Genomic DNA, 26449 nt, shown 5'->3' on the forward strand with positions numbered 1-26449 from the left:
TACTTATTCCTATTAAGGAAGCAAATTGTTCTTTTCCAAAAACTCTTTTGCGACCGAAGCTGCTCCTTTTTTCTCGACATTTACTTTATAATTCATGACTCGCATTTCATCGTCAGTGATTTTACCCGCAAGTTTGTTCAAAATCCCTTGCAGTTCCGGATATTTTGTTAACGTGTCCGCTTTCAGTAAGGGCGCTCCTTGATAGGGTGGAAATAAATGTTTGTCGTCATCCAAAACAGTAAGGTTGTATTGTTGGATTTCGCTATCCGTTGAATAGGCATCAATCACATTTATATCCCCTGAATTCAAGGCTGTGTACCTTAGCGCGGGTTGCATTATATTAACGTTGGCAAATTGAATGCCATACAACTTCTGGATACCCAAATAACCATCTTCCCGTTCAGGAAATTCCGGTGTGAAGCCAGCATCAATCAAATGCTCAATTGCTTTCAGATCGGAAATCGTATTGATATTATACTTTTCTGCCATAGATGAAGGCATCGCCAGTGCATAGGTGTTGTTGTAAGCCATAGGTTCTAACATGACCCAGTTTAGTTTACTTTGCAACCCTTCTTTGGCTTGCTTGTATACTTGCTTCTGGTCCGTACTTATTGGTTGTTCCTTTAACAGATCGACAATAGCCGTTCCAGTAAATTCAGTATACATATCGATACTCCCGGATAAAAGGGCGTTATATACGAAGGTGGTACCTCCCATATTTGGCTTTAGCTCCACATTGAGTGATGTATTCTCTTCTATAAGAAGTTTATACATATTCATCAATATTTCTGGTTCCGATCCCAGTTTGCCGCCTATAACAAGGTCTGCCTTTTGAGGTTGAAGCCCGAAAGTCAAAAAGATAACCAGGAAGATGGCGATGACAACGGAAACTACAGAAATCATGGACTTTCTGAATGAGAATTTTTCGATCTTTTTTAGCAGAAAATCGAATAACAGCGCCAATACAGCGGCTGGAATAGCCCCAAGTAAAATGAGGCTTGTATCGTTTCGATCAATACCAACGATGATTAAATCTCCTAGTCCACCTGCTCCAATGAGAGAAGCTATAGTCGTCGTTCCAATAATTAAAACCATTGCTGTACGTATACCAGCCATAATCACCGGCATAGCAAGCGGAAGCTCCACTTTAAACAAAAGTCTGCGATTATTCATGCCAAGACCTTTAGCGGCCTCAATTAAACTACGGTCAACTTCAATAATTCCCGTGTATATATTTCTTAAAATAGGTAGTAGCGCATAAATGACGAGAGCAATAATGGCCGGAACGGTCCCGATTCCCACTAGAGGTATGAGAAGGCCAAGCAGAGCTAAAGATGGAATAGTCTGAAATACAGCCGATATTCCGATTACGAGCTCAGCTGCTCTTCTTTGTCTTGTCAAATATATTCCCAACGGAACGGCAATCAATAGAGCAAAAAATAAGGAGATTAACGAAATGGTCATATGCTCGACTAATGCGCTCCAAAGATCTGCTTTTCGGTCCAGAAAGGTCTGCCACAAATTATTCATTAACGTTACCTACCCTCATTCTCAACTCATTCAATACATACTGCAGCATAGTTTGGCGATGTAACACACCGATAATCTCTCCATCTCTTTCAATGGATATTTGCTCATGTTCAAATAATACTTGAAGAGTCCTTTCCAGTGAACTATTTACGGATAAAGTCTCCATTCCTACACCGATTGGAGTTAAAGATTCTGGTTGGGATAAAAGAAGCTCTAGATCAAAATCCGCTATTCGAAGCATAGGCTCTGTCTTGCCTATAAAGCTAGACACGAAATCATTTGCTGGATGATACACTAACTCATCAGGTGTTCCCACCTGCACAATTTCTCCATCTTTCATAATCGCGATGCGATCCCCTAACTTTAGTGCTTCCTGCATATCATGAGTAACAAACACAATCGTTTTCTTGATCGTTTTCTGAAGTGTCAATATATCGTCCTGCAGCTTTTCTCTGCTGATCGGATCCAGAGCACTGAAGGGTTCATCCATAATAATGATTTCTGGGTCAGCTGCAAGTGCTCGGATGACGCCTATCCTCTGCTGCTGTCCACCGGATAATTCCCTAGGCTTTCTTTGTCCATAGATGTTAGGTTCTAAGCCCACCAATTTCATTAATTCATTTACCCGTTCATCAATTTTCTCTTTATCCCACTTTTTCATTTCCGGCACGATTGCTATATTCTCTGCAATAGTCATATGGGGAAATAGAGCGATTTGCTGTAGAACGTAGCCGATATTCCAGCGCAGTTCATGAATATCGTAGTCGCTGATCTTTTTTCCGTTAATGAGAAGGGTTCCTTCAGATAGATCAATTAGACGGTTTATCATTTTTAAAGTAGTTGTTTTTCCACTACCACTGGGACCAATCAGAATAAAAAATTCACCTTTATTTATTGTCAAATCTAAAGCTTTTACTATAGGTGTACCTTGGTTAAAGTACTTGGATACATTTTGGAATTGAATCATGTTTTTACTCCTTTACATGTTGCTGTGTTGCTCTCCATGAGAGGAAGGATTAACGCAAACTCCGTATAGCTTCCGTCAAGTTTTTACCCTAAACCGCCCATCAAGGATACTACAATACGTTGACCAGCACCCAACTTTACTTCAGGTATGGAAACTTCATGTACAGCCAAATTTTGATCAGCAATGACCTTTTCCTAAACAATTGCTCTCACCTTAAGTCTTTTCCTTTTCTCTCGTCTGACTTTCAGTCATTATCAGCTTTGAAAGGTATTTACATACGTTTTGTACATAGATCGTTTTTTTATTCATCTAAAAAGTTAGATATCTAACTTCTGGAGATTAAAAACATCCCTTTGATTAAATAAAGGAATGTTAAAACCTCCGCAAAAGATTTTGAAGAAGCTGCTCCAGCTGTTCCCCTTCTTGCTCAGAAAATCCTCCATACATCCTCTCTCTTATTTCAACAGATATATCGTTAAAAATCGGATATAGCTCCGTTCCTTTTTGCGTCAGCTTAATATAAGTAATTCGGTTGTCACTCCCATCCTTCTCTCTTACTACGTACCCATACTCTTCTAATTTATTAATGAGCACAGTTACTGTTGGTTTTGAACGGTGAATATGCTCGGCCAGTTCTTTCATGGTTACATTCGTATGCTTGTATAAGTACACTAAAATGTCACCGTGTGAAGGAACGATCCCTTTAATATGACGCCTTTCGAACTCCGACATAATCAGTTTGTTTACGGCGTCTCTAATTTGACTTATGAGTGAAGCTGCGTCTCCGTTTATCATGAGCCCATTATAGTTTTACATCTAACTATTGTCAATCTTTCGCTCTTCTTGCCCGCCACTCTCTTTAACCCTCATTAGGTTCTCGCCCCATTCAAGCCCGTTAAAAAAAGGCTGCCGAATTTGCTGGCAGCCCTGGATTTTAAAATTACATCAAGTATTTTCCTGTGATCGACTGCTCCGCATGGATGATCTGCGTCGGTGTGCCCTCGAACACAACCTGACCACCCTTACTGCCTCCGTCTGGTCCCATATCGATGATCCAATCGGCTTGGCTGATCACATCGATGTTATGCTCAATGACGATCACCGTATTGCCGGCATCCACGAGTCGGTTCATGATCTCCACAATATGCCCGATATCAGACATATGGAGGCCAGTCGTCGGCTCGTCCATTACGTAGATGCTGCCCTCTTTATGCAGCTCGCTTGCTAACTTGATACGTTGGCATTCCCCGCCAGACAGCGTGCTGAGAGGTTGGCCGAGTGTAATATAGTTTAGACCCACATCACTCATTGCCTGCAGCTTGCGCACTACCTCTTTTAGCTTGAAGAACTCCAATGCCTGTTCTACCGTCATCTCTAACACATCTGCTATAGACTTGTCGTTCAGCTTGTACTCGAGTACTTCTTCCTTGAATCGTTTCCCATCGCATACTTCGCATGGCAGCTTCACACTGTCGAGGAACGAAAGATCTGTATACACAACGCCAAGCCCTTGGCAATTCTCGCAAGCCCCTTTAGAGTTAAAGCTGAACAAGCTTGCGCTGACCTTGTTGGCGGCAGCAAACGCTTTGCGCACATCATCCATAATGCCTGTATAAGTAGCAGGATTCGAGCGCGTTGATACGCCTACCGCTGACTGGTCAATGACGATCGCATCTGGGTGCTGGCCGAGGAATATTTCATTGATCAGCGTACTTTTACCTGAACCTGCAACACCCGTCACTACCGTCAATACTCCAGTTGGTATATCAACACTTACATTTCTCAGGTTGTGCAGCGAAGCATCCTTGATAGACAACTTGCCAGATGACTGTCTGCAGTCCTGCTTCAATTGAAGCGGACGTTTCATATGAGTACCTGTCAACGTACCGGACTCCAGCAGCCCTTCATAGCTTCCTTCATACATGATAGTACCGCCGCGACTACCAGCGTGAGGGCCGACATCCACAATATGATCTGCTGATTTGATTACATCAGGATCATGCTCAACGACAATGACCGTATTGCCTTTATCACGCAGCTTCTGCAGCAATTCATTTAATCGATGTACATCACGGGGATGTAAGCCAACGCTAGGCTCATCGAAAATGTACGTGACATCTACGAGACTGCCACTCAAATGCTTCACCATCTTGACGCGCTGAGACTCGCCGCCTGACAACGTATCTGTCTCTCGGTCAAGCGTCAAATAATCAAGTCCGATATCCACCAAATGCTGCAAGCGCTCACTCAACGACTTGACGACAGGTGCGGCGACAGCATCGTCAATCTCCCGGATGACGCGTATGAGCTGACCAACCTCCATAGATGACAGGTCCGCAATGTTCAGTCCATTAATTTTGCAGTTGAGCGCAGCCTGACTTAGTCTCGCTCCGCGGCAGCTAGGACATGAACACTCGGTTATAAAGGGTGCGACCGTTTTTTGTGTACGCTCGGACTTTGCTTTCACATCTTGCTTAATGTACTTATTCGTAAATTTCTCAAGGGCGCCTTCCACTGTAATATTTGTTGCTTTACCGGCAAAATCCATCTTCACTTTCCTTGCCTTGCCGTACAGCAGTTCTTCAAGATCCTCGTTTGAATAATCGTTTAATTTCTTGTCCAGATCATAAGACCCAGACTGCACGAGCATGTTCCATTCCCAGTCGTTTACGTTATAACCTGGCAGCATAATTGCCCCTTCATTCAACGACTTTGTCATGTCTACGGCCTTACTCATATCAACACCTAGTTTTCGGCCAAGACCGTTGCAATCTGGACACATACCTTGCGGATCGTTAAACGAGAACATGTTCGCTGCTCCAACATAGGGCTGACCCACTCTGGAGAAAAGAAGACGGAGAATAGGAGAAATATCAGTAATCGTACCCATCGTAGAATGGGAACCGCCGCCAAGCCGCTTTTGATCTACAATAACAGCCATGCTCAAGTTCTCGATCGCATCTGCATCTGGCTGCGGATATCGCGGCAAGAAAGTACGTACGAACATGCTGAAGTTTTCATTCAGCAATCGCGTTGACTCTGCTGCAATTGTATCGAAGACAATCGATGACTTACCAGATCCGGATACCCCGGTGAAAATGTTGATTTTTCGCTTTGGAATGCGTAAGGATACATTTTTAAGGTTATTTTCTCTTGCAGCCGAGATTACGATATATTCTTGATTTGATTCGTTCATAACTAACTTCCCTCCGTTAGTATTCGTTACACTTTTATACATCATAGTGACATGTTCGGTAGAAAACATAAACCGGCTGCAATCTACATGCAGCCGGTTTATGTTGATATAAGATAGCAGGCTAAACAAAAGACCTACTAAAAGCTAGCCTTATAGAAGGAGACAACTATTTATTTCCCAATTGCAGCTATTATTACAGCACTTGTTCAAGCTTAGCGCACCAGCCGCTCCAGCCATACTTAGCACCTTCGAGTCCATGCGGATTAGAGAAGCCGGTTTGTTCAAGATGAAGGTTAACCTTTCCATCTCCTAAATCCTGCAGCGTCCAGACGACAAGGTGCTTCTCTTCTCCGCTAGCCCAAGAATAAGACAAACGGTCTGGCTCTTCAACGACTAGTACTTCGCCTTCAATTAAGCCATCCCACCATTCGTTTGGCTCAGCACGAAACTGAAAACGATGTCCTACTTCTGGCTTGAAATCATTGGGCAACACCCATTTTTCAAGCTTATTTGGATCAGTGATAGCTGACCATAGCTTGGCAATCGTTGTCGTATACTGAAAATCTAGTTCTAGTTTTAAACTCATTCTTCTTCCTCCATTAATAGCTGATTTAAGCGCAGCATATTCGCACTCCAAAACTTACTGTAAAATGCCACCCAATCTTGAACTTCTCTGAGTGGTGAGGCATTTAGCCTAAAACGTGTTTCTCTGCCGACTTTTCTGTCAAGCACGAGTCCAGCCTCTTTAAGAATTGTTAAATGTTTGGATACCGCTGTACGGCCCATTTGAAATTGTGCTGTTAACTCATGAAGCGGTATTTCGTCTGCCTCTGCTAACAGCTGAATCAATTGGCGCCTAGTTGGATCTGCAATCGCGTCAAACACATCCCGCAATGGGTTGTTCTCGCTCACAATACTCTCTCCTCACATTATTACCAAGGGACAGCCGTTAATTTCACAACCTTTTTAAAGCATGCGGCTCTTAGGATGAACGCCCGTATGAGGTGAACTCCTAATTAGACACCATTTAGTGTCACTTTAACTATAGGACACCATTTAGTGTCGTGTCAACTGTATTTTAAAAATCCGCATGAAAACTATGAGGCAACTAAGTACCTAAACATTGATATGTATGTAGTTTAAAAAGCTTCCGCGCAACAGAACCGAAGCTTGATGATCATGACTCCGTTATGTAGGATGCAAAGGTTACTTGGCTAATCCCTTTCGGTTATAGATACTACTATTTTCTACGAAACTCTTTAAAATTAAAAGGGGCAAGTTTACTGAGCATCCGTTCGCTGTTCACCATGTATTGGAACGATGATCCTTCTTTGGTTCTTTTGCAGTACTTGTTCCGTCTGTCCTAGCTGCGTACTTACACCAGAACTATCTATTTTTCCGTATTCAGTAAGCTCACTCATAAAGTTATCGGTGAAATAAACGGCTTTCCCAAAATCCGGCGGCTCTGCACCCCGCTCACGAGATTTCGTTCCAGGTGGAACATAAGTATCCGTCGCCCATTTGACTTCAGCATAACCCTGTTTATTGATTTCAATGTATTCTTTTAAACTTTTATATTCACGGAAGTATCTCATAGTCTCCCCCTCAGGGAAAATATAATCGATAATGAACCCATCACCCATTGGTTGCAGCGCGCCTTTTTCACGTAGGATTGGTAGCGAAATAGCAATTTGCCGTGCATCTGCTAAGCTACCGCGCTTCAATGTCTCAATCTTTTCAATATAGGAAGGCGTCCGGATAATCGTTTGTTTGCTCGGCTTATGATAATAAGCACTGCCTCCGAGCTGGTCCGATAGAAAACGCAGAGGCACGTAGGTGCGACCATCACGAATCGTTACTGGAACATCGAGTCTTTTTTTACTGCCGTTCACTAATACGTCTTTGCTTCCAATCGTAAGTTGGATGTCGATCTTTTGCACACTACCTTCAATACGAATCGTTTTCGTTTTTGGTTTATAAGAATAAGTCACCCATTCTGGATCATGGAATGCAACGAGCGGCACGAGAGTGCGACCCTGTAGTACTAGGAAATCGCTTTGCCAATCGCTATCTATAATCACTTGAACGGAAGGCTCCGATTCAGATGCTGCATGTACATCCGCCCCCAATGAAATCATTCCCCAAACAAACACTGCAGCCGTAATAGCAAAAAATTTTTTCTTCATAAAAGATCTCCTAAGTTCGTTTTTGAATTTGTATGTTCATTGTGTAGACGTATCATTCGTATTGAAAGCATAAAACTATCTAACAAATAAAATAGTTTACTTATGTAAGCAGCTTTGTATAATAGATTCTGGATTAATGATTATAAGACACGTTTTCTCAGTCTAGAGATTGAAAAGGAATAGTTTAAGGAGGAACAGATGTTAGTTCTTGCATTGCTTATTTTTATGGTTACACTCGTTTTTGTCATATGGCAGCCGAAAGGATTAAATATCGGGTATTCTGCCGTAGGCGGTGCTATTTTGGCCTTACTATTCGGGGTTGTTACCTTTCAAGACGTTTGGGATGTTACCGGTATAGTCTGGAATGCAACCCTCGCCTTTATCGGCATTATTCTCATTTCACTTATTTTGGATGAGATTGGCCTATTTGAATGGGCCGCGCTGCACATGGCGCGCATTGCTAAAGGGAACGGTTATCTTATGTTCATCTATGTCGTTTTACTGGGAGCTGCTGTATCTGCTTTCTTTGCAAACGATGGAGCGGCCCTTATTTTGACTCCGATTGTACTGGCTATGGTACGGGCACTGAAATTTGATGATCTCATGATTTTGCCGTTCATTATGGCTAGCGGATTTATTTCGGATACGGCTTCCCTACCGCTTATTATTAGTAATCTAGTTAATATCGTATCGGCTGATTTCTTCGGCATTGGCTTTGCTGAGTATGCGAGTCGGATGATTGTGCCGAATTTCTTTGCGATAGGCGGCAGCTTGCTCGTTCTATTTATTGTGTTTCACAAAGGCATCCCTAGGACCTACGATCACAGTCAGTTGAAACCTCCTAAAGAAGCGATTAAGGATATAAGAATGTTTAAGCTCTCTTGGATTGTATTATCCGTATTGTTGGTTGCTTATATCATAAGTGAGTTCATACATATTCCTGTTTCTATCATTGTTGGAACAGCGGCTCTTGCACTTATTTTATTTGCTCGAAGCAGTGAAGTTATCCGTTCGGGAGCTATTATTAAAGGGGCACCTTGGTCAATCGTTGTATTTTCGATCGGAATGTATGTCGTCGTATACGGCTTGCGCAATGTTGGTCTCACCGAAGAACTTGGCAACGTATTTCAATGGATGGCTGATCAAGGTCTCTTCCTCGCCACCGTTGGAACTGGATTCGTAGCTGCAATCCTCTCCTCGATGATGAATAACTTACCGACGGTTATGATCGATGCACTGGCTATTCAAGGAACAGCGACTGAAGGTGTTGTACGTGAAGCTCTTATTTATGCGAATGTAATAGGATCGGATCTAGGTCCGAAAATTACCCCAATTGGGTCACTTGCTACTCTATTATGGCTTCATGTGCTCGCGAAGAAAAATGTCAAAATCACTTGGGGGTATTACTTCAAAGTGGGAGTAGTGCTTACTGTACCTGTGCTGTTTATTACTTTGACTGGACTCTATTGGTGGCTTAGTGTTATCCACTAGTATTTGCTTAGAGAGTTTAAAATTGGAGGGGGTATTAAATCGTAACGAGGTAAGTAGATCCTGCAAAAGCGGCAAATAGAAATAATCACAAATAATCACCCACTAGACATATCCCCGCTACGCTCATTGCTGAGTTTATTCTGCATAGCGAAGATATGTCTCTGGGTGACCAATTCTTGTAGTAGTGAATGACTTCTACTTTCTAAATGAAGAGCAGCTTATAGTTGTTCATAAGGTTTTGGAGTTCTTCTGTAATTGTTGAGATTTGATGTTCCTCACAGAATAACCTGATCATTAGTTCGTTCTCTTGTACAGCAATGACGATCTCAGTAGATACATTTTTTGTCTGACCACTATACATTTCTTTAATTCCACTGAGCTCTTCCTTCATTTCCGAATGTGAATCATACATACCCAAATAGTTGAAGATAGGAATATTTATCATTTTTGAGCCGTAGACATCTTTTAAAGCGCGTCTCACTTTTTTATACTTGTTCTTCTGTTCTTCTTGAGTTAGCAATGCTGTAAAATGAATATTTTTCTCATAGGCCAAGCGAATCAATTGATTTATATCTTCAATAGACAGGTGTTGTGCAGCTTGCAAGTTCAGCGGCAGAATATCAATAAATGCTCCAATCGTATGATAATAGTTGTGCGTTGTGTATTTTCTTCCTGTATGCATTAGAGCAAATGGTACTTTATCAAGTCCAAAATTAAGCTCTAAAATTTTTAAGAATAATTTTAAGGATAGTTCCCATGACCTCTCTTGTATCGACTCACGAATATCATTTGTTAATGGAATAGAAATCATTGAATTTATGAATGTTGATTCCCTGTACTTTTTAAAATAATCGTTAAAGCTCTCCTGAAACTCAGTTAACTGGAATCTCTCCATCAGATCTTTTTCTGTTATCCCTTGTGGTCCTTTCCATTGCTCTTTTACATAATGCTCATATTGCAATACGTTATTCTCTCTTAATTCTCCATTGTTTGCATAGGCTTGTCGTATACTTGCTTGGATAATTTCAAAGCTAATCGCATCAAAAATAAGATGGCTGCATGGCATATACACCTTATAATGAATGTCAGAGAATTTGATAATAAACATGCTGTACAACAACCTATTGTGCACATCTATATCGTTTACATGTTTCCCATAGAGCTCATGGATGAAGGCTTTGATACTTTCTACTTGATCTTCGCTTGCATCTTCCAAGTTTAAATAAGGGATTTCAAGATCTTGCACCACCCCATACTCTTGAATCATAGTTCGATCATCAGATTGAATTAAAATGCTTCTTAATAAGCCTTGCTCATTAATGACTTGCTTTATGCTATTTTTCAGCAGCTGAACATTGACGTGATGATTAAAATCTATAGTTGCTCCACTATATGTTTGGTTCGTATCCAACATGATTTTCTGCATTGCTGATAATGAATAAACGCTCGCAATCTCCTTACGATTAATTATTGTACTGCTAAATTCGTTGAGCTGGTCCGTAAGTGCTTGCTTCCATTCGGTTAAGCTTGAAAAATTAAATTCGCTGCTTTCATGGCTTTCTTCCTGGAAATTTGTTTGTTTACTTACGCAATGTTGATATATATCACGAATATTTTCATAATAGAAAATATCCTTAATAGAAATATGAATATTCACCTTTTTTAGCTCTGTATATATTTTTGCAATTCGTATCGAATCTCCACCAACTTCAAACAAGTTATCTCTTACGCCTAATTGCTGCAACCCTAATACATTTTTACAAATGTCTATCATCACAGATTCAATTTCATGCTCCGCTTCTTCATAATGAGTACCCGTATTAATAATGCCCTCCATCTCAGGTAATAACTTGCGATCAACTTTACCATTTAAATTAAAAGGCAACGAATCCATTCTCATGAAATATGCAGGTATCATATAGGCGGGCAACTGCTTGCTTAAAGACTCCCGCAATAGCTGAATGGATAATTCTTTTTCTGATACATAATAAGCACAGAGGAACTTAACTCCATCCTTTTCCTTATCAACAACGCCTACCTGCGTTATTTCAGGCCGCTGTAATAGATTTTGTTCAATCTCGCCTATTTCAATTCGATAGCCCCTAATTTTAACCTGATGGTCAATTCTTCCAATATATTCTATATTTCCATCCGGCAACCATCTTGCTATATCCCCTGTTTTGTAAAGGATCTCACCTTGCTTATACGGATTATTAATAAATTTTTCTTTCGTTAATGCCTCATTGTTTAAATAGCCTCTTGCTAATCCCACACCTGCAATGCATAATTCACCGCTTACACCTGCTGGAACTACTTTATTCTGGATATCCAGAATTAAGACTCGATGGTTTTTGATCGGAGTTCCAATTGATATTTTCGCTTCATGGTCTTGGGTTAGCTTGCATGTTGTCGTACAAACGGTGTCTTCTGTCGGACCATATGCGTTTATAACTTCTACTTTTCCAAGTAGATGAGAGATTTGTTCGTACTTGAGTTCACTACCTGCCGTAATTACCCGCTTCAATCTGTTACCTGCTTCCAAATTGGCGGCTACAAATGGAGGTAGCGTTATCGTAGTGATGCCGTGTGCTCTCATGTACTCGTTTAACAATTCTGCGTTAAGTAGAGTATCTTTATCAGGTATACAGAGCGTATTACCAAGCAATAACGCCATATACAGCTCCCATGAGAATGCATCAAACGCAATGCTTGCAAACTGCAAAATCTTCTCATCATTTCCGATTCCAAGATCATGCTCAAACCAATGTTTTAAGTTAATGACTCCTTTATGCTCTACCATAACTCCTTTAGGCTTTCCGGTAGTGCCTGAAGTGTAAATAACATAAGCTAAGTCAGAGGAACAGTTAATGTTATCGATTTGTTCAACAGAGTGCGTATATAACTCCTTATTATCTAAATCAATAACCTCTTTAATTTCAAGTGTTCTCATTTGCATGAGTTTATGAGTAGAAAGCATAAACTCAGCTTTACTATCTCGTAAAATATAATTGATTCGATCTTCAGGATAGCCCGTATCAATAGGTAGATAGGCAGCGCCTGCTTTTAAAGTCGCAAGTACAGCGACAGCCATATCGATGGACCGATCGATCATAATTGGTACAATAGACTCTGCACGTATGCCTTTACTTCTAAGATGCTTGGCTAATGCATTGGCTCTTTTATTTAATTCACCATAGCTTATTGCTGCTTCACCACAAATAACCGCAGTTGTATCTGGTTTTTTTATAGCTTGATTTTCAAAAAGCTGCTGAATGGTTTCTTCTCTTGGATAATCCATATAAGTGTCGTTAAAGTCGACTAATAGTTCGTTTCGCTCATCGGTTCCTACAATCTCAATATCGTCGATACGAATATCGGGATTAGCAATAACCTGGTTTAGTATGTGAATGAAGTGGCCTTTGATTTTATTGACTGCTGCTTGTTCGTAAATTCCATCATTAAAATCAAATTTAACAACCAGTTCATCCCCTGGAATGACTTTGATATTAAAGCTATAATTCGTTTCATCAAACATTCGAGCAGAACGAATGTGAAGATTGACCTGATTTTGAATATCCTTATTGATCATATCTTGATCGATCGGATAATTTTCAAATACCATTAGTCCATTGATGAGACCATTACCAACCTCTGTATGCTTTTGCACTTCAGCTATCGAGCAATATTGGTAAGGCTCACTCTCATGGAAATCTGATTTTATTTTTTGCAGTACTTCGCTATATTTCTTCTCATGAGATGTATTTACTCGCAATGGAATGGTATTGATAAACAATCCTACCATTTCATCAATTCCACTTACTTTCGTTGTTCTACCAGATACAATAAACCCGAATACGACATCATCCACATTATTGTATCTCTGAAGTTGGATCGCCCATACACTTTGGAAGACCGTATTAATAGTAACGTTATTATTTTTAGCCAGTATCTCAATTTGTTTGGTCAGACTTTGACCAAAGTTTAGAGTGACTTCTTGTGGTTTACCATCGGTTTCTACAACTTTTTTAAACGGAATTTCGATCGTCGTATTGTAGCCCTTCAAGTACGTCGACCAATAGCTCAGCGCTGCCATTTTATCTTGCGAACCTATCCACTTGATATATTCTTCGTAAGGTTTAACTTTCTTCACTTCTACAGGAGAATTTTGCAAAAGACGTCTATAAATATCGAATAATTCACTACTAATGATTCCAAAAGACCATCCGTCCAAAATAATATGATGATTGCTTAACATCAAGCTATATTCTTGCTCGTCAGTTCTCACCACAAACAGTCTAATTAGGTTATCTTCTAGTAGGTCAAAGCCTCTTTTCCTATCCTCTTTGACAAGCTGCTCGATATATGCCTCTTTTCTTTCCTGCAAGTCTCTTATATCGAGATAGGTAATATCCGTTTCTTTAGTTTTGTAAACAATCTGCATATTATTTTTAAAACGATCACTGTCAAAATTGGTTCTTAAGACGTCATGGCTAGCGACGAGCTCCTTAAAGCTTTTGTTAAATAACTCTTTATTGAGTTCACCTTTCACCCTAAGTTCCATATTTACATGATAGTATTCGCCTTTATCTGCCATTGAATGGAATAGCAGTCCTTCCTGCATCGGAGTGAGTGGATAAATACGCTTTACATTGTCGATTTGCTCGTTGTATGGAGCTAAGTCATCCAATGATATGTCTTCATCTGTAAGATCCGAAGCAGTTACTTCCACAAACTTCTTGGATATGCAATGATCAATAATTTGTTGTAAGCTTTCGATATAGCTTGCTAGCAGATTATCAATCGTGTCATCATTAAATTCTTCCCTAATATAGCTCAATGTCAAATGAAATTGCTTGTGGAGTACCATTGCTGAAATATTCAACGGATACAATCCACCACTGTCTTTGCTTACCGAATCTCCTGGTGAAATATCGGATAGCGTAAAGTGGTCACCTGAAATATTCTCGTCAAACTGTCCCAAATAATTAAAACTGATTTCTGGTTTGCGTGTATCTTTCCATTCAAAAGGTGATAAATATTTTAAGATCCCATAACCAATACCTTTACGAGGAATCCTTCTAAGGGTATCTTTCGTATTTTTAATCAGATTGGATACACAGCCTTTGTTATGCAATACCACTGGATATTGGCTAGTAAACCAACCAACGGTTCTTGTTATGTCAATATTCTCTACGATTTGCTCTCTGCCGTGCGATTCCAAATTTATAAGTATTCGTTCGCTTTGGTTGAAGATACTCATCGCTGTAGTCAAAGCAGATAGAAGGATATCATTAATTTCCGTGGAGTACGCCTTATTTACTTTCATTAATAGATTCTCGGTATAGGTCTGGTCTAATACAATCGTCTTTTTAACAATCTCAGCACCCTGTATACGCATAGGTACATGGTCTTTGTTAAGATCTTTAATTTCCCATTGACTGATACGATTCCAGTAAGCTATTTCATTATTTACTATAGAACCACTAGCATATTGTTTTTGTTTAGAAGCCCATTCCTGGAAGGAAGTCGTTTTTAAAGGTAATTTCGATTCCCGATTGTGATAAAGCGTCTCGAAATCTTCCATAATAATTCGCCAAGATACGGCGTCTACAACCATATGATGGATAGCAATAAGTAAATAGTCCCCATTGTCTGTTTTAAACAACCCCAATTTGACCAACGGGCCTTTTTCTAATTTCATACTTGCTTGGAATTCAGAGCATAAACTTGTTATATATTCGTTTGCAATCTGCTTTCCTCTAAGGTCATAAATTCGAAAATCATATAATTTATTATTTACTTCTCTATTTATCAAATGTTGGTCAACTAAGACCGCTCTTAGTACATCATGATGCTGTACAATACGATCAAAAGCTCGCTCAATCCAGTCTTCTCTAAACCCATTTTCACTGAACAGCATTAAATCCTGGTTAAACTGATCCTTCATTATATCTTCATGCTCCAAAAACCATCTTTGGATAGGCGTCAGTTCGATTTCACCTGATACTTCCCTCTGATCCACAATATTTTTCGCGAATTTGAGATGAACGATCAAGTCTTTAATTCTTGGACTATTCATTAAATCTTTAATCTCAAACGTATATCCTTTGTTGTTCATTTGAGCGATAGCTTGAATGGCTTTAATTGAATCTCCGCCCAAGGAAAAGAATTCGTCATTGATCCCAACATTTTTAATGCCAAGTACTTTTTCCCACACCTGTGCTATGGCTTGCTCCATTTCATTGCGAGGTGATTCATATTGCACACCAGTGTGTCTTTCACCGTCAGGTTCTGGCAGCACTTTACGGTCTACTTTACCGTTGAGGGTTAATGGCAATCTGTCCAGCTGTATGAAGTACGACGGTATCATATAGCTTGGTAGCGATGCAGATACATGTTCACGCAGTACTGATGGCGATAGTATAGCTTCGCCTACAACATACGCGCACAAATATGCCTGTCCATCTTCACCTTTACGAGCCACTACAACGGCATCTTGAATCTGCTGGTGAAGCATTAAATGCTGTGCAATTTCATTTGGTTCTATGCGGAATCCCCGAATTTTGACCTGTTCATCAATTCGCCCCATATATTCGATATTCCCATCAGGTAACCAACGAGCTAAATCACCTGTTTTATACATTTTTGTGCCAGGTTCGAACGGGTTTGGTACAAATTTCGCTGCAGTTAATTCCTCATTGTTCAGGTAGCCACGAGCCAAACCGTCTCCCGCAACGCATAGTTCACCAGCAACACCAATAGGCTGGAGATGATTGTGACGATCAACGATATACACGTTTGAATTGCTAATTGCTTTTCCAATTGGGATCGCTTTGTCAAATTCCTCTTCAATAGCATAATAAGTCGAGAAGGTTGTGTTCTCCGTTGGTCCGTATCCATTAATAAGCTTCAACGACTTATGCGATTTCCTTACCTGGTTAATGTGTTCCCAAGAAAGTGCATCTCCACCTACAATTAGCGTTTTTAGTCCTGCAAATATTGTCACATCTTGTTGAACAAGTTGATTAAATAATGGCGAAGTTAGCCACATCGTTGTAATTTGGTTCTCTCTAATCTCTTGCCCTAACTTTTCTGCATGCAAAAGAGTATACTCCTCAACCAAAACCAGCCCAATTCCATTTAGAAGGGCTCCCCACAGTTCGAATGTAGAAGCGTCAAAAACCATGGTTCCCGTTTGTAAAATCCGATCACCTTCCTCAAACTCTACATAATTAGTGTTTTTCACAAGACGCACAATACTCTGATGTTCGACCATGACCCCTTTTGGTTTTCCTGTGGAACCTGATGTATACATAACATAGGCCAAATCTGAGGAATTGTTTATCCATTGCGGATTATTTGAGTTTTCTACCGACATCTCTTCAGTAACTTGATCTATATGTAAGATTTCAATCTCACTGTCGATATCATATCCTAAAGCTTCTGTATAGGTGGATCGGGCAAGCAGCAATTTCGCGTTGGAGTCGTTCAGCAAATTATTTATACGTTCTGTCGGATATTTAGGATCTATAGGCAAATAAGCTCCACCAGCCTTCAAAATTGCCAAAATACCAATGATCGTCTCCACAGATCGTTCGCCCATAATACCGACTAAAACATTTTTTCCTACAGCCTTTTGCTTTAAATGATGCGCCAGACGATTGGCTTTTTCATTCAGTTCTTGATAGGTTACGTATTCATTTTGATGGATTAATGCTGTATGATTAGGCACTTTGTTTACTTGTTCCTCAAACAGCTGAACAATGGATTTATCTTTGGGATAAAGGCTTTTCGTCTGATTAAATTGATAGAGAATTTGATTCTTATCGTTATCACCAAGGATTTCTAGATGTTCAATGTTTATTTGTTCGTTTTCAATGATTTGATTAACAATCGCCTCAAACCCATTGACTATTTTGGATATCCCCTCTTCAGCATAAACGTTTCCGTTATAAATGAAATTGATCAATGTTTTGTTATCTTGATTAACAACCAGCGTTAAGTTATAGTTTGAGCCCTCTATAAGCTGATGAGGTAAAACAAAGACAGAATTAAGTATTTTCAAATCGTTATTTTTCAAAATTTCTTCGTTTAATTGCTTCTCATCAATCGGATAATTTTCAAATACTAGAAGGCTGCTGATCAAATCATTTTTAATCTCGCTCAAGTTCTGGATTTCTGTCAGACTAACATAATCATGCTTCGTATTTTGCAAAGTGATGTTGCTTATACGCTCCAGTAAGTCTGGATACAACATACTTTCTGTAAATTTCACTCGAAGCGGTATCGTGTTAATAAATAGTCCCGGAATTACCTCAACACCTGCAATCTCAGCATTTCTTCCTGACACAACGTATCCATAAACAATGTCATCTGAATTATTATATTTGCTAAGTAGTGTAGCCCAAATACTTTGTATCACTGTATTCACGGTGACTTGGCATTTCTGAGCGATGCGAGCTATCGATGATGTTTTTTCCTCCTCCAGAACCAACTTCATTTCTTTATTGATGAATGCATCATTCGTAATCTGTTCTTTTTCGTAAGGTATTTTTGTAACCTCATTACATTCCAGCAAGTAATCATTCCAATATGCGATTGATTCATCTCTATCTTTGTTTTTCAACCAGTCTATATAGGTAGAATAAGGCACTACCTCGTTTAGACTCACTTTTATGCCGTGCTTTAGTTCATTATAAATTTTGAATAATTCAATTAATATTAAGCTATTACACCAACCATCCATAAGAATATGATGAAGATGGAATATCATGCTGTATGTATTATCATTCATTCGAACGAGCACAATTCGCAGCAGCACATCTTTATTTAAGTCGAATCGTTCCTTGCGATACTGCCTCATTAATTGCTTTAAATAAGCATCGCTATTATCACCTTGATCCGTAATATCGATGTACTCTACTGCTGCTTTTCGTTGTTTATAAACCACTTGCATATTTTGCTTAAATGAAGAGTAATCAAAAACGGTTCTTAAAATATCATGTCGTTCTATAACCGTGTTAAAAGCCTTATCTAACAGCTCCAAATCAATTTGCCCTTCAATCTGGAAACACGAGAGTTTAATATACGTATCCAGCTCATCCGTTAAGGCATGATAAAGCATACCCTCTTGCATAGGAGCAAGAGGGTATATGTTTTTCAAATTGGAGAGTACATCTTTGTATGCGACCAGCTCATCCATACTTATATTTTCTAGCGTTATATCCGTTACGGTGATTTCAGTTTCCTCTTTGGTTGTACAATAATGGAACAAACGAAGCAAATGCTCTTGATACGTGGCCTGCAATTTCTCAATGGTTTCAACATAAAATTCATCCTGCTGGTAAGCGATTGAAATTGTTAATTTTTCGTCAATGAGAACAGCTTCGATGTCTAGAGGATGTATACCAGAAAAATGTTTAATCGTGTTCTGCCTATATCCATGGCTCGTAATTTCAAAGCCATTTTCTCGAGTAGCTTTATCCAATTTACCTGTATAATTAAAACAAATCTCCGGTTCTACATCGTTCAGTTCTTCACTAGATAAAAGTTTAATCATTCCATAAAATCTACCCTGGTTCGGAATTCGACGCAGCATGTCTTTCGTATATTTAATCGTGTCGCCAAGATCATCGAAAGCTTTTAGAACAACCGGAAAAGGGGCGCTAAAGCACCCCACGGTTCTGCTAATGTCCATCATTTTGGTTGACTCTTCCCTACTATGGCCAATCAAAGTAATAAGCGTATTTTCATCTTTCGTCCAATCACGGATCGTCAAAGCCAGGGCAGATAATAAAATATCAAGAATATTTGTACAAAATGCTCTATTTATCTCTTCAAGTGCAGCTTCGGTAAATTGCTCACCAAGCTCTAGAACTTGTTTGTTCAAATCCATGCAAGCTTACCTCTTTCCCTTGGCAATTTTTTGATGTTCATTTCGCGTAAACCTTTCCAATAGTCGGCTTGCTTTTTAATAGCATAAGAATCCGCGTGTTTCTCCAACTTCTCAGACCATTCTTTGAAAGATAACGTTTTTTCTGAAAAAACAATGTCCAATCCTTTCTCGGCCTGATCGTATGCATGTGAGAAATCTTCAAGCAGGATTCTCCAAGACACTTCATCGATAACAAGTCCATGGATTACGATGAACAGTTGATCTCCTCCGTCCATTTTGAATAATCCAAGCTTGACCAATGGTCCTGTTTCAAGATCTATGCGGCTTTGAATCTCATTGCAAGCTTCTAACACTTCTTGATCAGTTGCATACTGATATACACTCAAATCATACAGGCTGTGATCGATCCCGCGATTGATTTGAATGACATTGCCGTTGTTATGCTTATACACGATTCTTAATGCGTCATGGTGAGCGACTAGTTTATTAAACACTTCTTTTACGGTGTCAGTCTTAAAGCCATCTGCCTTATATAACATTCTTGATTGACCCCATTGATGCTGTTCCATAGATTGTTGATCAAAGAACAATCTTTGAATGGGCGTTAACGTTACTTCTCCAGCTAGCGGTTCCTGTGAGTTCTTTGCATGCTGCTGCTCCACTAAGGTTACTAGCTGCTTAATAGTAGGGTTCTTGTATAAATGATCAACTTCAAAGCTGTAGCCCTTGGCTCTGGCTCGTGAAATAAGCTGGATGGCTTTAATCGAGTCTCCTCCCATTTTAAAGAAGTCATCGTTGATTCCGATAGGGTTTGAGCCCAAAGTAACTTCCCATATTTTGATCAGCACTTCTTCGATTTCATTTCGTGGAGCTTCGTAACTTATACCTGTTCCGGCATGAGCTGTAGGCACCGGCAAAACATCACGCTCACCTTTTCCATCCGAAGTTAATTTATTCGCTTCCCCTATTTCGATCAGCGAAAAATCTTTTAGTTTTAGCTTTCGGTTATCGTCATTATCATTATGGGTTATAAACTCTAAAATCTCTTTGTAGCTTTGTCCCCATCTCTCGATTGTTGTTTCTTTAAATAGACTTGTTTTATAGGTCATACCAATATGAAACACGCCATTTTCCTCGAGAATTTCAATGACAAAATCAAAATCGGATAACTTACTCTTATATTCATAAGTCTCAATTTCCAAGTTATCTATCGTTAATACTCTTTCATCTATTTTCTCATAGACAAATCTCACATTGAGAAAGCCTTCTCTACTATTTCTTTCTTTTTTCATGTGGTTCGCCAAAAAGTTAAAAGGATAATACATATGAGAATATGCTTCTAAACAATTTTGTTTCACTTCATTTAAAAATGCCTCAAATGTTTTCTCATCTGCTAGATTGTTTTTAAGAACCATCGTATTTGTAAACATGCCAATACTCTCATTAAAAGATCCATCCGCTCGATTGGTCACAGGGGTACCTATGCATATCTCCTCATTGCCGGTTAACTGTTTTAGCAAAAGATTAAACCCTGCAGCTAGCAGCATAAATAAAGAGCATTTATTACGCATTGAGACTGATTTCAAGTTGTGCACCAGCCCTGAATCAATTTTCATATGGACCGTGTTTGCCGTAAAATCTGATTCTGCAGGTGCTGGAAAGTCAGATGGCAGCTTCAATACGTTCATATCTCCCGATAGCTTACTTAGCCAATATTGCTCGCTTAGTTTCTTCTCGTTCGACATCAGATACTGCGTTTCCCATTCAACAAAATCTCTATACTGCTTGTTGACAGGCAATAGACGTTCATTTGCATACAATTGCATAAACTCTTGCACAAATATGCTCATCGAAATTCCATCTGCGATCGTATGGTGGAAATTAAAAATAAGCATGCCTTCATTTTCTTGCTCATCAATCAAGATGACCTTAAATAAAGGAGCTTCCGTTAAGTCAAACGGTGTTACTAATTTGTCTATTAATTCATCTAAATCCTCTTGGGAACCTTTTTTGACAATGTCAATTTTAAATTCCACATGCTCAAGCACCTCTTGCTTAAACTCCCCATCCTCAAGAAAAAGGCGTGTTCGTAAGCTCTCATGACGCCTAACCATTTCATTAAGTACGGACTCAAATTTTGGTCGATCCAATATCCCCTTTACCTTCAGAACCGTCACCATATTGTAGGGGTCATCTTTACTGATTGAACTTAAGGTGAACAATCGCTGTTGAATCATGGACATGGGAAGTATAGGTTCCTGCAATTCAATTTGGTTGAAGTTCGTTACAAGATCTGTGTGCTGACTCAATGGTGAATCGCTTAAATATCCGAAATGAGCCATCTCTTCTATCGTTTTCTTAATGGCATTAAATATATATTCGATATCCTCATCCGTATGCTCGGTAGAGAAGAAACAGTTCCTTCCCTCCCAAACATAAACACCCTTCTCCAATAAGCCAAAGAAGAATATTTCAAAATCACCTCGAAACACAAAACGGAATAATGAACCGAAGTGCACAACTTTTATTGGAACATGATTAGCTTCAAAATAAGCGTTTACTCGATACGCAAAATCTGTGGTTCTACGATTCAGCTTGTCATAAAGTGTATCTTTATTCTCCGTTATATACGTTAATGAGGCGTGAGCTGCAGCCATGGCCAACGGATGATGAGAGAAGGTTCCTGCTACAAATGTTCTCTTATTTTCACAAGGTGGAACCGAGGTATCACCAAAGCTCCACATTCCTCCATCAATGCAGTCCATAAACTCTGACTTTCCAGATACAACCCCAATTGGCATTCCGCCCCCAAGCACTTTTCCATAAGTAACGATATCTGCCTTAATATCAAAATACTCTTGAGCTCCTCCTGGACCTATTCTAAAGCCAGTAATGATCTCGTCGAATATAAGCGCAATTCCATTATCCTCGGTAATTTGTCTTAATGTCTTGAGGAATTCCTTAGGCTGAACATCAGGTCTTCTGCTTTGAACCGTCTCTACTAAGACACCAGCTATATCATGCGCGTTATTTCTAATGAACTCTAGAGAAGCCTCTTGATTGTAATTTAACATAACTAAGTCACTTACTACGCTATCCATAATGCCTGGTGCTAATGGAATCGTCGTCAGGTTTCCATCATCTCCAATGGAAGACAAGCCAAGCAGCCCATCATAGGTACCATGATAGGAGCCAGCAAACGTAACAATTTTCTTCTTGCCTGTACTTGCCCGAGCTATTCGCACAGCCACCATATTGGCTTCTGTACCCGAGTTGTAGAAAGCTACCCGCTCAACGCCAGTTAATTGGCTGATCTGTTCTGCAACGGTTCCAGCGAGTCTCCCCATTGGACCTAAAGGCATTCCTCGGCCAAGCTCCTCTGTCAATGCCTGATTGATAAAGCTCGGATTATGACCAAGTAAGTTAACCCCAAATCCCATTGTTAAATCTACAATGTTATTACCGTCTATGTCGCGGAGCTTCGATCCCTGTCCAGTATCAGCTACAATCTGATAAATCATTTCCTTCATTACAGGCCGGAATCCCGCGACATTACGATTATTCGCATACACTTTTCTATATTTTTGAATATTCGATTTTGATTTTTTAGTGTAGTTTGTATATTTTTTTTCGATATTTCGAATATAGGTCAACTGCAATTCATCGAAATTTTCATTATCGATTAAATCCAGTTTTTTGTAGGGAACATAGTGGTTTTTCGTGTCCACCGTTAAAGGAGCGGCCTTCAAGCTGCTTACATTGACTTGATTATTTGTTGCGGCTGGCAGCTTATTATCTTTAGCTACTGTTTGAATACTACTGGGACTACTACTGGAGTTACTGGGATTCGTTAGATTTTTTAGTATTCCAAGCTGTTCCTCCATGATTTTCATCTGTGCAGTAAAAATACTCTGCATGGTGCCCATACCATCGAGCGAGCCTAATGAGGAACTCTGTACCTGACTAACGACTGGCAAGCTATTTACCTGCACACTATTTGTGAGCGTATGCTCAGAGCCATTAGTTTGCGGCTCAGATACAACATCACTCTCTTCTGCTTCTTCTATTTCTTCAGACCAATCCATATGAGTATAAATATGCTCGGTTATTTTTTCGACGGTATCCAAGCTTATAAAAAACTCATTCAATGTGATCGATAGGTTAAATTTATTCGTAATTTGTTTGTTAAGCTGTATGAGTACTAAAGAGTCAAAACCAAGCGTTAGCAGATTGAGGTCATCTTCGATTTCTTCGATCTTTAATCCAGTTAAGATTTTTATCATTTCTTTTAATTCAGATTTGATTTTCTCTTTATAGTTTGTGCGGGAGTGACTACTGCGAGTTTGCGTCTTTTGAGGCAGTTGTCTGTCTTGAGTAGTTTCTTTCATCTCGATGATTGATGCTGAAGGTTGCTCTTGATTGACAGCATTACGATCCATTCTTTTTACCTCTCTCCACAGTTCCTTCTTTTGAAATGGATAATTAGGTAGGGTTACTCTTCTTTTGCTATAGGATTTATAAAATGAATGCCAATCCAAATCCATTCCTTTCATAAATAGAGCAGAAACAGAGTTGAAAAATTGTGTATAGTTGTCCGCTTCTCTTCTCATAGAAGGTAAAAACAAGATGTCTTCATCATCGATACATTGGTTTGCCAACCCACTTAGGGTCGCATCTCCACCAATTTCAATAAAAATATCTACGCCGAGTCGTTTCGCTTCTTGAACGGCACTTTGGAAATCAACTGTATTTGATAAATGCTCAACCCAATACTTGCTATTGCCCAGCACCTCTTCATTTTCCAATTTTCCCGTAATGCTGGATATCATCGCTACTTGCAGCTTTGAGAATGTAATATCACCGATACTTTTCTCATACATGCTTTCGTAATCCTTCATCAATAAGGAATGATAAGGATGAGGAATATTGAGCTTATTAAAAAAGATTCTTTGTTTGGCTTGTAGTGTATCAATAACAATATCCACTTCATCGCTTCGGCCTGATATCGTAACATTGTCTGGAGCGTTTACTGCAGCAATGGAAACATTTTTGCATCCGCTTTCCTCTAAGGCAGCTTTCACGTATTCCACATTCGTAAGGATGACGACCATCTTGCCTTCCACATCAATGGATTCCATCATTCTTCCACGCTGTGCAATCATCAGGATGACATCATCTAAGCTTATTAGTCCTGCATAACATGCAGCAGCATACTCACCTATACTATGACCAATAATTATGGTCGGTTTAACGCCAAGCGAATCCCAAAGCTTGGTTAAAGCGTACTCAATCGAGAATATGGCAGCTTGTGAATATAACGGTCTGCTGAGCAGCGTCTTGTCTTCCCCATAAATGCCATCAAGTATTGAAAGGCCAAGTATCTCGTTAAACTTTTCATTACAGAGATTCATTGTTTCTCTAAATGTAGTTGATGTTGTGTATAGGTCTCTAGCAATATCTTCATAGATTGATCCTTGGCCTGTAAATAGAAAGGCGATTTTTTTATCTTTGGTTGTACTCTTTTGAATGAGAAACTCAAGGTTGGTATGGTTGAGAACCTCTTCCATCGTATCTAACAAGTCCTCTTTGCTTTTTCCGACTGCAGAGAATCTGTAGTTTAAAAATGAGCGGCTAATATTGGCCGTATACGAGATATCTGCGATAGAGCTCTCTTCCTTTAACAGCTGCTCTTTGACGGAGCCTACATATTCTTTTAATGCTTTTTCATTTTTAGCAGACAAAGTCAACAAATGAGTTGGCAATTCATCGAATTGCTCTTCCTTCTCCTGAGGAGGTTCCTCAAGGATGACATGCGCCAAGGTTCCACTAAACCCAAAAGAACTAATGCCTGCTCTTCTGACTCCGTCTGACTTATGCCAGTCCTTAAATTCATCTGCAATTTTGACTTTTTCCCATGAAATGTTCTGATTAGGATTTTTAGAGTAGATGTTGGGCAGAATTTTCTTGTTTTCTATAGACGAAATGACTTTAATCAAACTCGCCATCCCAGAAGCAGCTTCCAAATGGCCGATATTAGGTTTAACAGATCCGATCAGGAGCGTATCTTTTTTGTTCTTAAATACCTCAGCTAGTGATTGAACTTCAATTAAGTCACCTAATGGAGTTCCCGTTCCATGTGTTTCAATATAATCGATATCATCGATTGTTAACTTTGCATTATGTAGTGCTTGTCTAATTACGCTTTGTTGTGATAGGCCGTTAGGAGCCGTAAAACCGTTGGACTTGCCATCTTGACCAATAGCAACACTTTTTACTAGAGCTGCAACTTTATTTCCATCACTCTTAGCGTCTTTTAACCTTTTGAGGATGATGACGCCGCAGCCCTCACCTCTCCCAAAACCATCTGCGTCATTATCAAACGCTCGGCATTGTCCATCTTTAGATAAACCATTGAATTTGGAAAGTCCTATAAACGGCTCTGGTGTAAGCAACAGATTGGAACCTCCAACTATAGCCATGTCGCACTGGTTATTTCTCAAGCTATCCACGGCCATATTTAAGGCTGAAATGGACGACGAGCATGCCGTATCACACGTTACCGCTGGCCCTTTGAAATCATAAAAATACGATAACCTTCCTGCTGCCGAACCAATGGAGACGCCTACTGTGGAGTACGGTGTTATATCGCATGCATCACCTGAAAACAATTCGGCATTGGCATATTCATACGCGCTCATTCCTATAAATACACCTGTTCTGCTTCCTTTCAGCTTCTCTATATTTAGAGCTGAATTCTCCATAGCTTCCCAGCTAACCTCCAGCAAAAGCCTTTGCTGGGGGTCTATCGATGCAGCCTCAATGGCAGATAAGCCAAAATGGAGATTATCAAAATCTTTTATGTCATTACGCAAAAATGATGCGTTTTTGGTAACCATTTTTCCTTCAGCATCAGGATTGTCGCTGTAATAGTCGTTGTAATCAAAACGATCCGGTTTTATTTCAGTGACGCTATCTTTACCGTTAACCAATACATGCCAAAAGCCTTCAATATTCCAAGCGTCACCTGGAAATCGACACGAATAACCGATTACAGCAACCTCTTCATTGCTTTTTTGATCATGTATGATCGTAGACAGTTCTTCTATTTTGGTCGCCGCTTTTTTTAATGCCAGTTTATATTTATCAATCTCTTGCTCCATACACTCACTCCCTTTTCCACTACT

Annotated in this window: 10 protein-coding genes; 1 reads left to right on the forward strand and 9 read right to left on the reverse strand. The window is 39.6% G+C overall.

Annotated elements, in window-relative coordinates; translation table 11 throughout:
• Positions 1 to 12: 12 nt before the first annotated feature.
• From FPZ44_RS10040 to FPZ44_RS10070, 7 genes are all read right to left on the reverse strand, one after another.
• Positions 13 to 1530, reverse strand: a complete 1518-nt coding sequence (locus FPZ44_RS10040; RefSeq protein ID WP_144989770.1) for an ABC transporter permease/substrate-binding protein — start codon at positions 1528 to 1530, stop codon at positions 13 to 15.
• Complete coding sequence (locus FPZ44_RS10045; RefSeq protein WP_144989772.1) at positions 1523 to 2497, reverse strand: ABC transporter ATP-binding protein; 975 nt, start codon at positions 2495 to 2497, stop codon at positions 1523 to 1525. The genes FPZ44_RS10040 and FPZ44_RS10045 overlap by 8 nt, the downstream gene beginning before the upstream one ends.
• Positions 2498 to 2869: 372 nt before the next feature.
• Entirely contained in the window at positions 2870 to 3292 is a 423-nt protein-coding gene (locus FPZ44_RS10050; protein ID WP_144989774.1) for a MarR family winged helix-turn-helix transcriptional regulator, read from the reverse strand.
• A gap of 145 nt (positions 3293 to 3437) precedes the next feature.
• Positions 3438 to 5693, reverse strand: coding sequence for an ATP-binding cassette domain-containing protein (locus FPZ44_RS10055; protein WP_144989776.1), 2256 nt, complete (start codon positions 5691 to 5693; stop codon positions 3438 to 3440).
• 193 nt (positions 5694 to 5886) lie between these two features.
• Positions 5887 to 6279 carry an SRPBCC family protein gene (locus tag FPZ44_RS10060; protein ID WP_144989778.1) on the reverse strand — a complete coding sequence of 131 codons (393 nt, stop codon included), beginning with the start codon at positions 6277 to 6279 and terminating at the stop codon, positions 5887 to 5889.
• Positions 6276 to 6605 (reverse strand): ArsR/SmtB family transcription factor, encoded by a 330-nt coding sequence (locus tag FPZ44_RS10065; RefSeq protein WP_144989780.1) that lies wholly within the window; start codon positions 6603 to 6605, stop codon positions 6276 to 6278. The genes FPZ44_RS10060 and FPZ44_RS10065 overlap by 4 nt, the downstream gene beginning before the upstream one ends.
• A gap of 368 nt (positions 6606 to 6973) precedes the next feature.
• Positions 6974 to 7879, reverse strand: a complete 906-nt coding sequence (locus FPZ44_RS10070; RefSeq protein ID WP_144989782.1) for a copper amine oxidase N-terminal domain-containing protein — start codon at positions 7877 to 7879, stop codon at positions 6974 to 6976.
• 198 nt (positions 7880 to 8077) lie between these two features.
• On the opposite strand from FPZ44_RS10070, the gene FPZ44_RS10075 reads away from it, so the two are divergent.
• Positions 8078 to 9370 carry an arsenic transporter gene (locus tag FPZ44_RS10075; RefSeq protein ID WP_144989783.1) on the forward strand — a complete coding sequence of 431 codons (1293 nt, stop codon included), beginning with the start codon at positions 8078 to 8080 and terminating at the stop codon, positions 9368 to 9370.
• Between the two features lie 202 nt (positions 9371 to 9572).
• Here FPZ44_RS10075 and FPZ44_RS10080 read toward each other — a convergent pair whose 3' ends face one another.
• Entirely contained in the window at positions 9573 to 19265 is a 9693-nt protein-coding gene (locus FPZ44_RS10080; RefSeq protein WP_144989785.1) for a non-ribosomal peptide synthetase, read from the reverse strand.
• The gene (locus FPZ44_RS10085) at positions 19256 to 26425 is read right to left on the reverse strand and encodes a type I polyketide synthase (RefSeq protein WP_144989787.1); all 7170 of its coding nucleotides are present in this window, start codon (positions 26423 to 26425) and stop codon (positions 19256 to 19258) included. Before FPZ44_RS10085 ends, FPZ44_RS10080 begins: the two co-directional genes overlap by 10 nt.
• Between the last annotated feature and the right edge of the window lie 24 nt (positions 26426 to 26449).

This window comes from Paenibacillus agilis (genome assembly GCF_007786455.1).
Lineage (GTDB): Bacteria > Bacillota > Bacilli > Paenibacillales > Paenibacillaceae > Paenibacillus_B > Paenibacillus_B agilis.

Bases quoted from the DNA above. Each gene is read 5' to 3' on its own strand.
- FPZ44_RS10040 (WP_144989770.1), bottom strand. From the start codon at position 1,530: ATGAATAATTTGTGGCAGACCTTTCTGGACCGAAAAGCAGATCTTTGG.
- FPZ44_RS10045 (WP_144989772.1), bottom strand. From the start codon at position 2,497: ATGATTCAATTCCAAAATGTATCCAAGTACTTTAACCAAGGTACACCT.
- FPZ44_RS10050 (WP_144989774.1), bottom strand. From the start codon at position 3,292: ATGATAAACGGAGACGCAGCTTCACTCATAAGTCAAATTAGAGACGCC.
- FPZ44_RS10055 (WP_144989776.1), bottom strand. From the start codon at position 5,693: ATGAACGAATCAAATCAAGAATATATCGTAATCTCGGCTGCAAGAGAA.
- FPZ44_RS10060 (WP_144989778.1), bottom strand. From the start codon at position 6,279: ATGAGTTTAAAACTAGAACTAGATTTTCAGTATACGACAACGATTGCC.
- FPZ44_RS10070 (WP_144989782.1), bottom strand. From the start codon at position 7,879: ATGAAGAAAAAATTTTTTGCTATTACGGCTGCAGTGTTTGTTTGGGGA.
- FPZ44_RS10075 (WP_144989783.1), top strand. From the start codon at position 8,078: ATGTTAGTTCTTGCATTGCTTATTTTTATGGTTACACTCGTTTTTGTC.
- FPZ44_RS10080 (WP_144989785.1), bottom strand. From the start codon at position 19,265: ATGGATTTGAACAAACAAGTTCTAGAGCTTGGTGAGCAATTTACCGAA.
- FPZ44_RS10085 (WP_144989787.1), bottom strand. From the start codon at position 26,425: ATGGAGCAAGAGATTGATAAATATAAACTGGCATTAAAAAAAGCGGCG.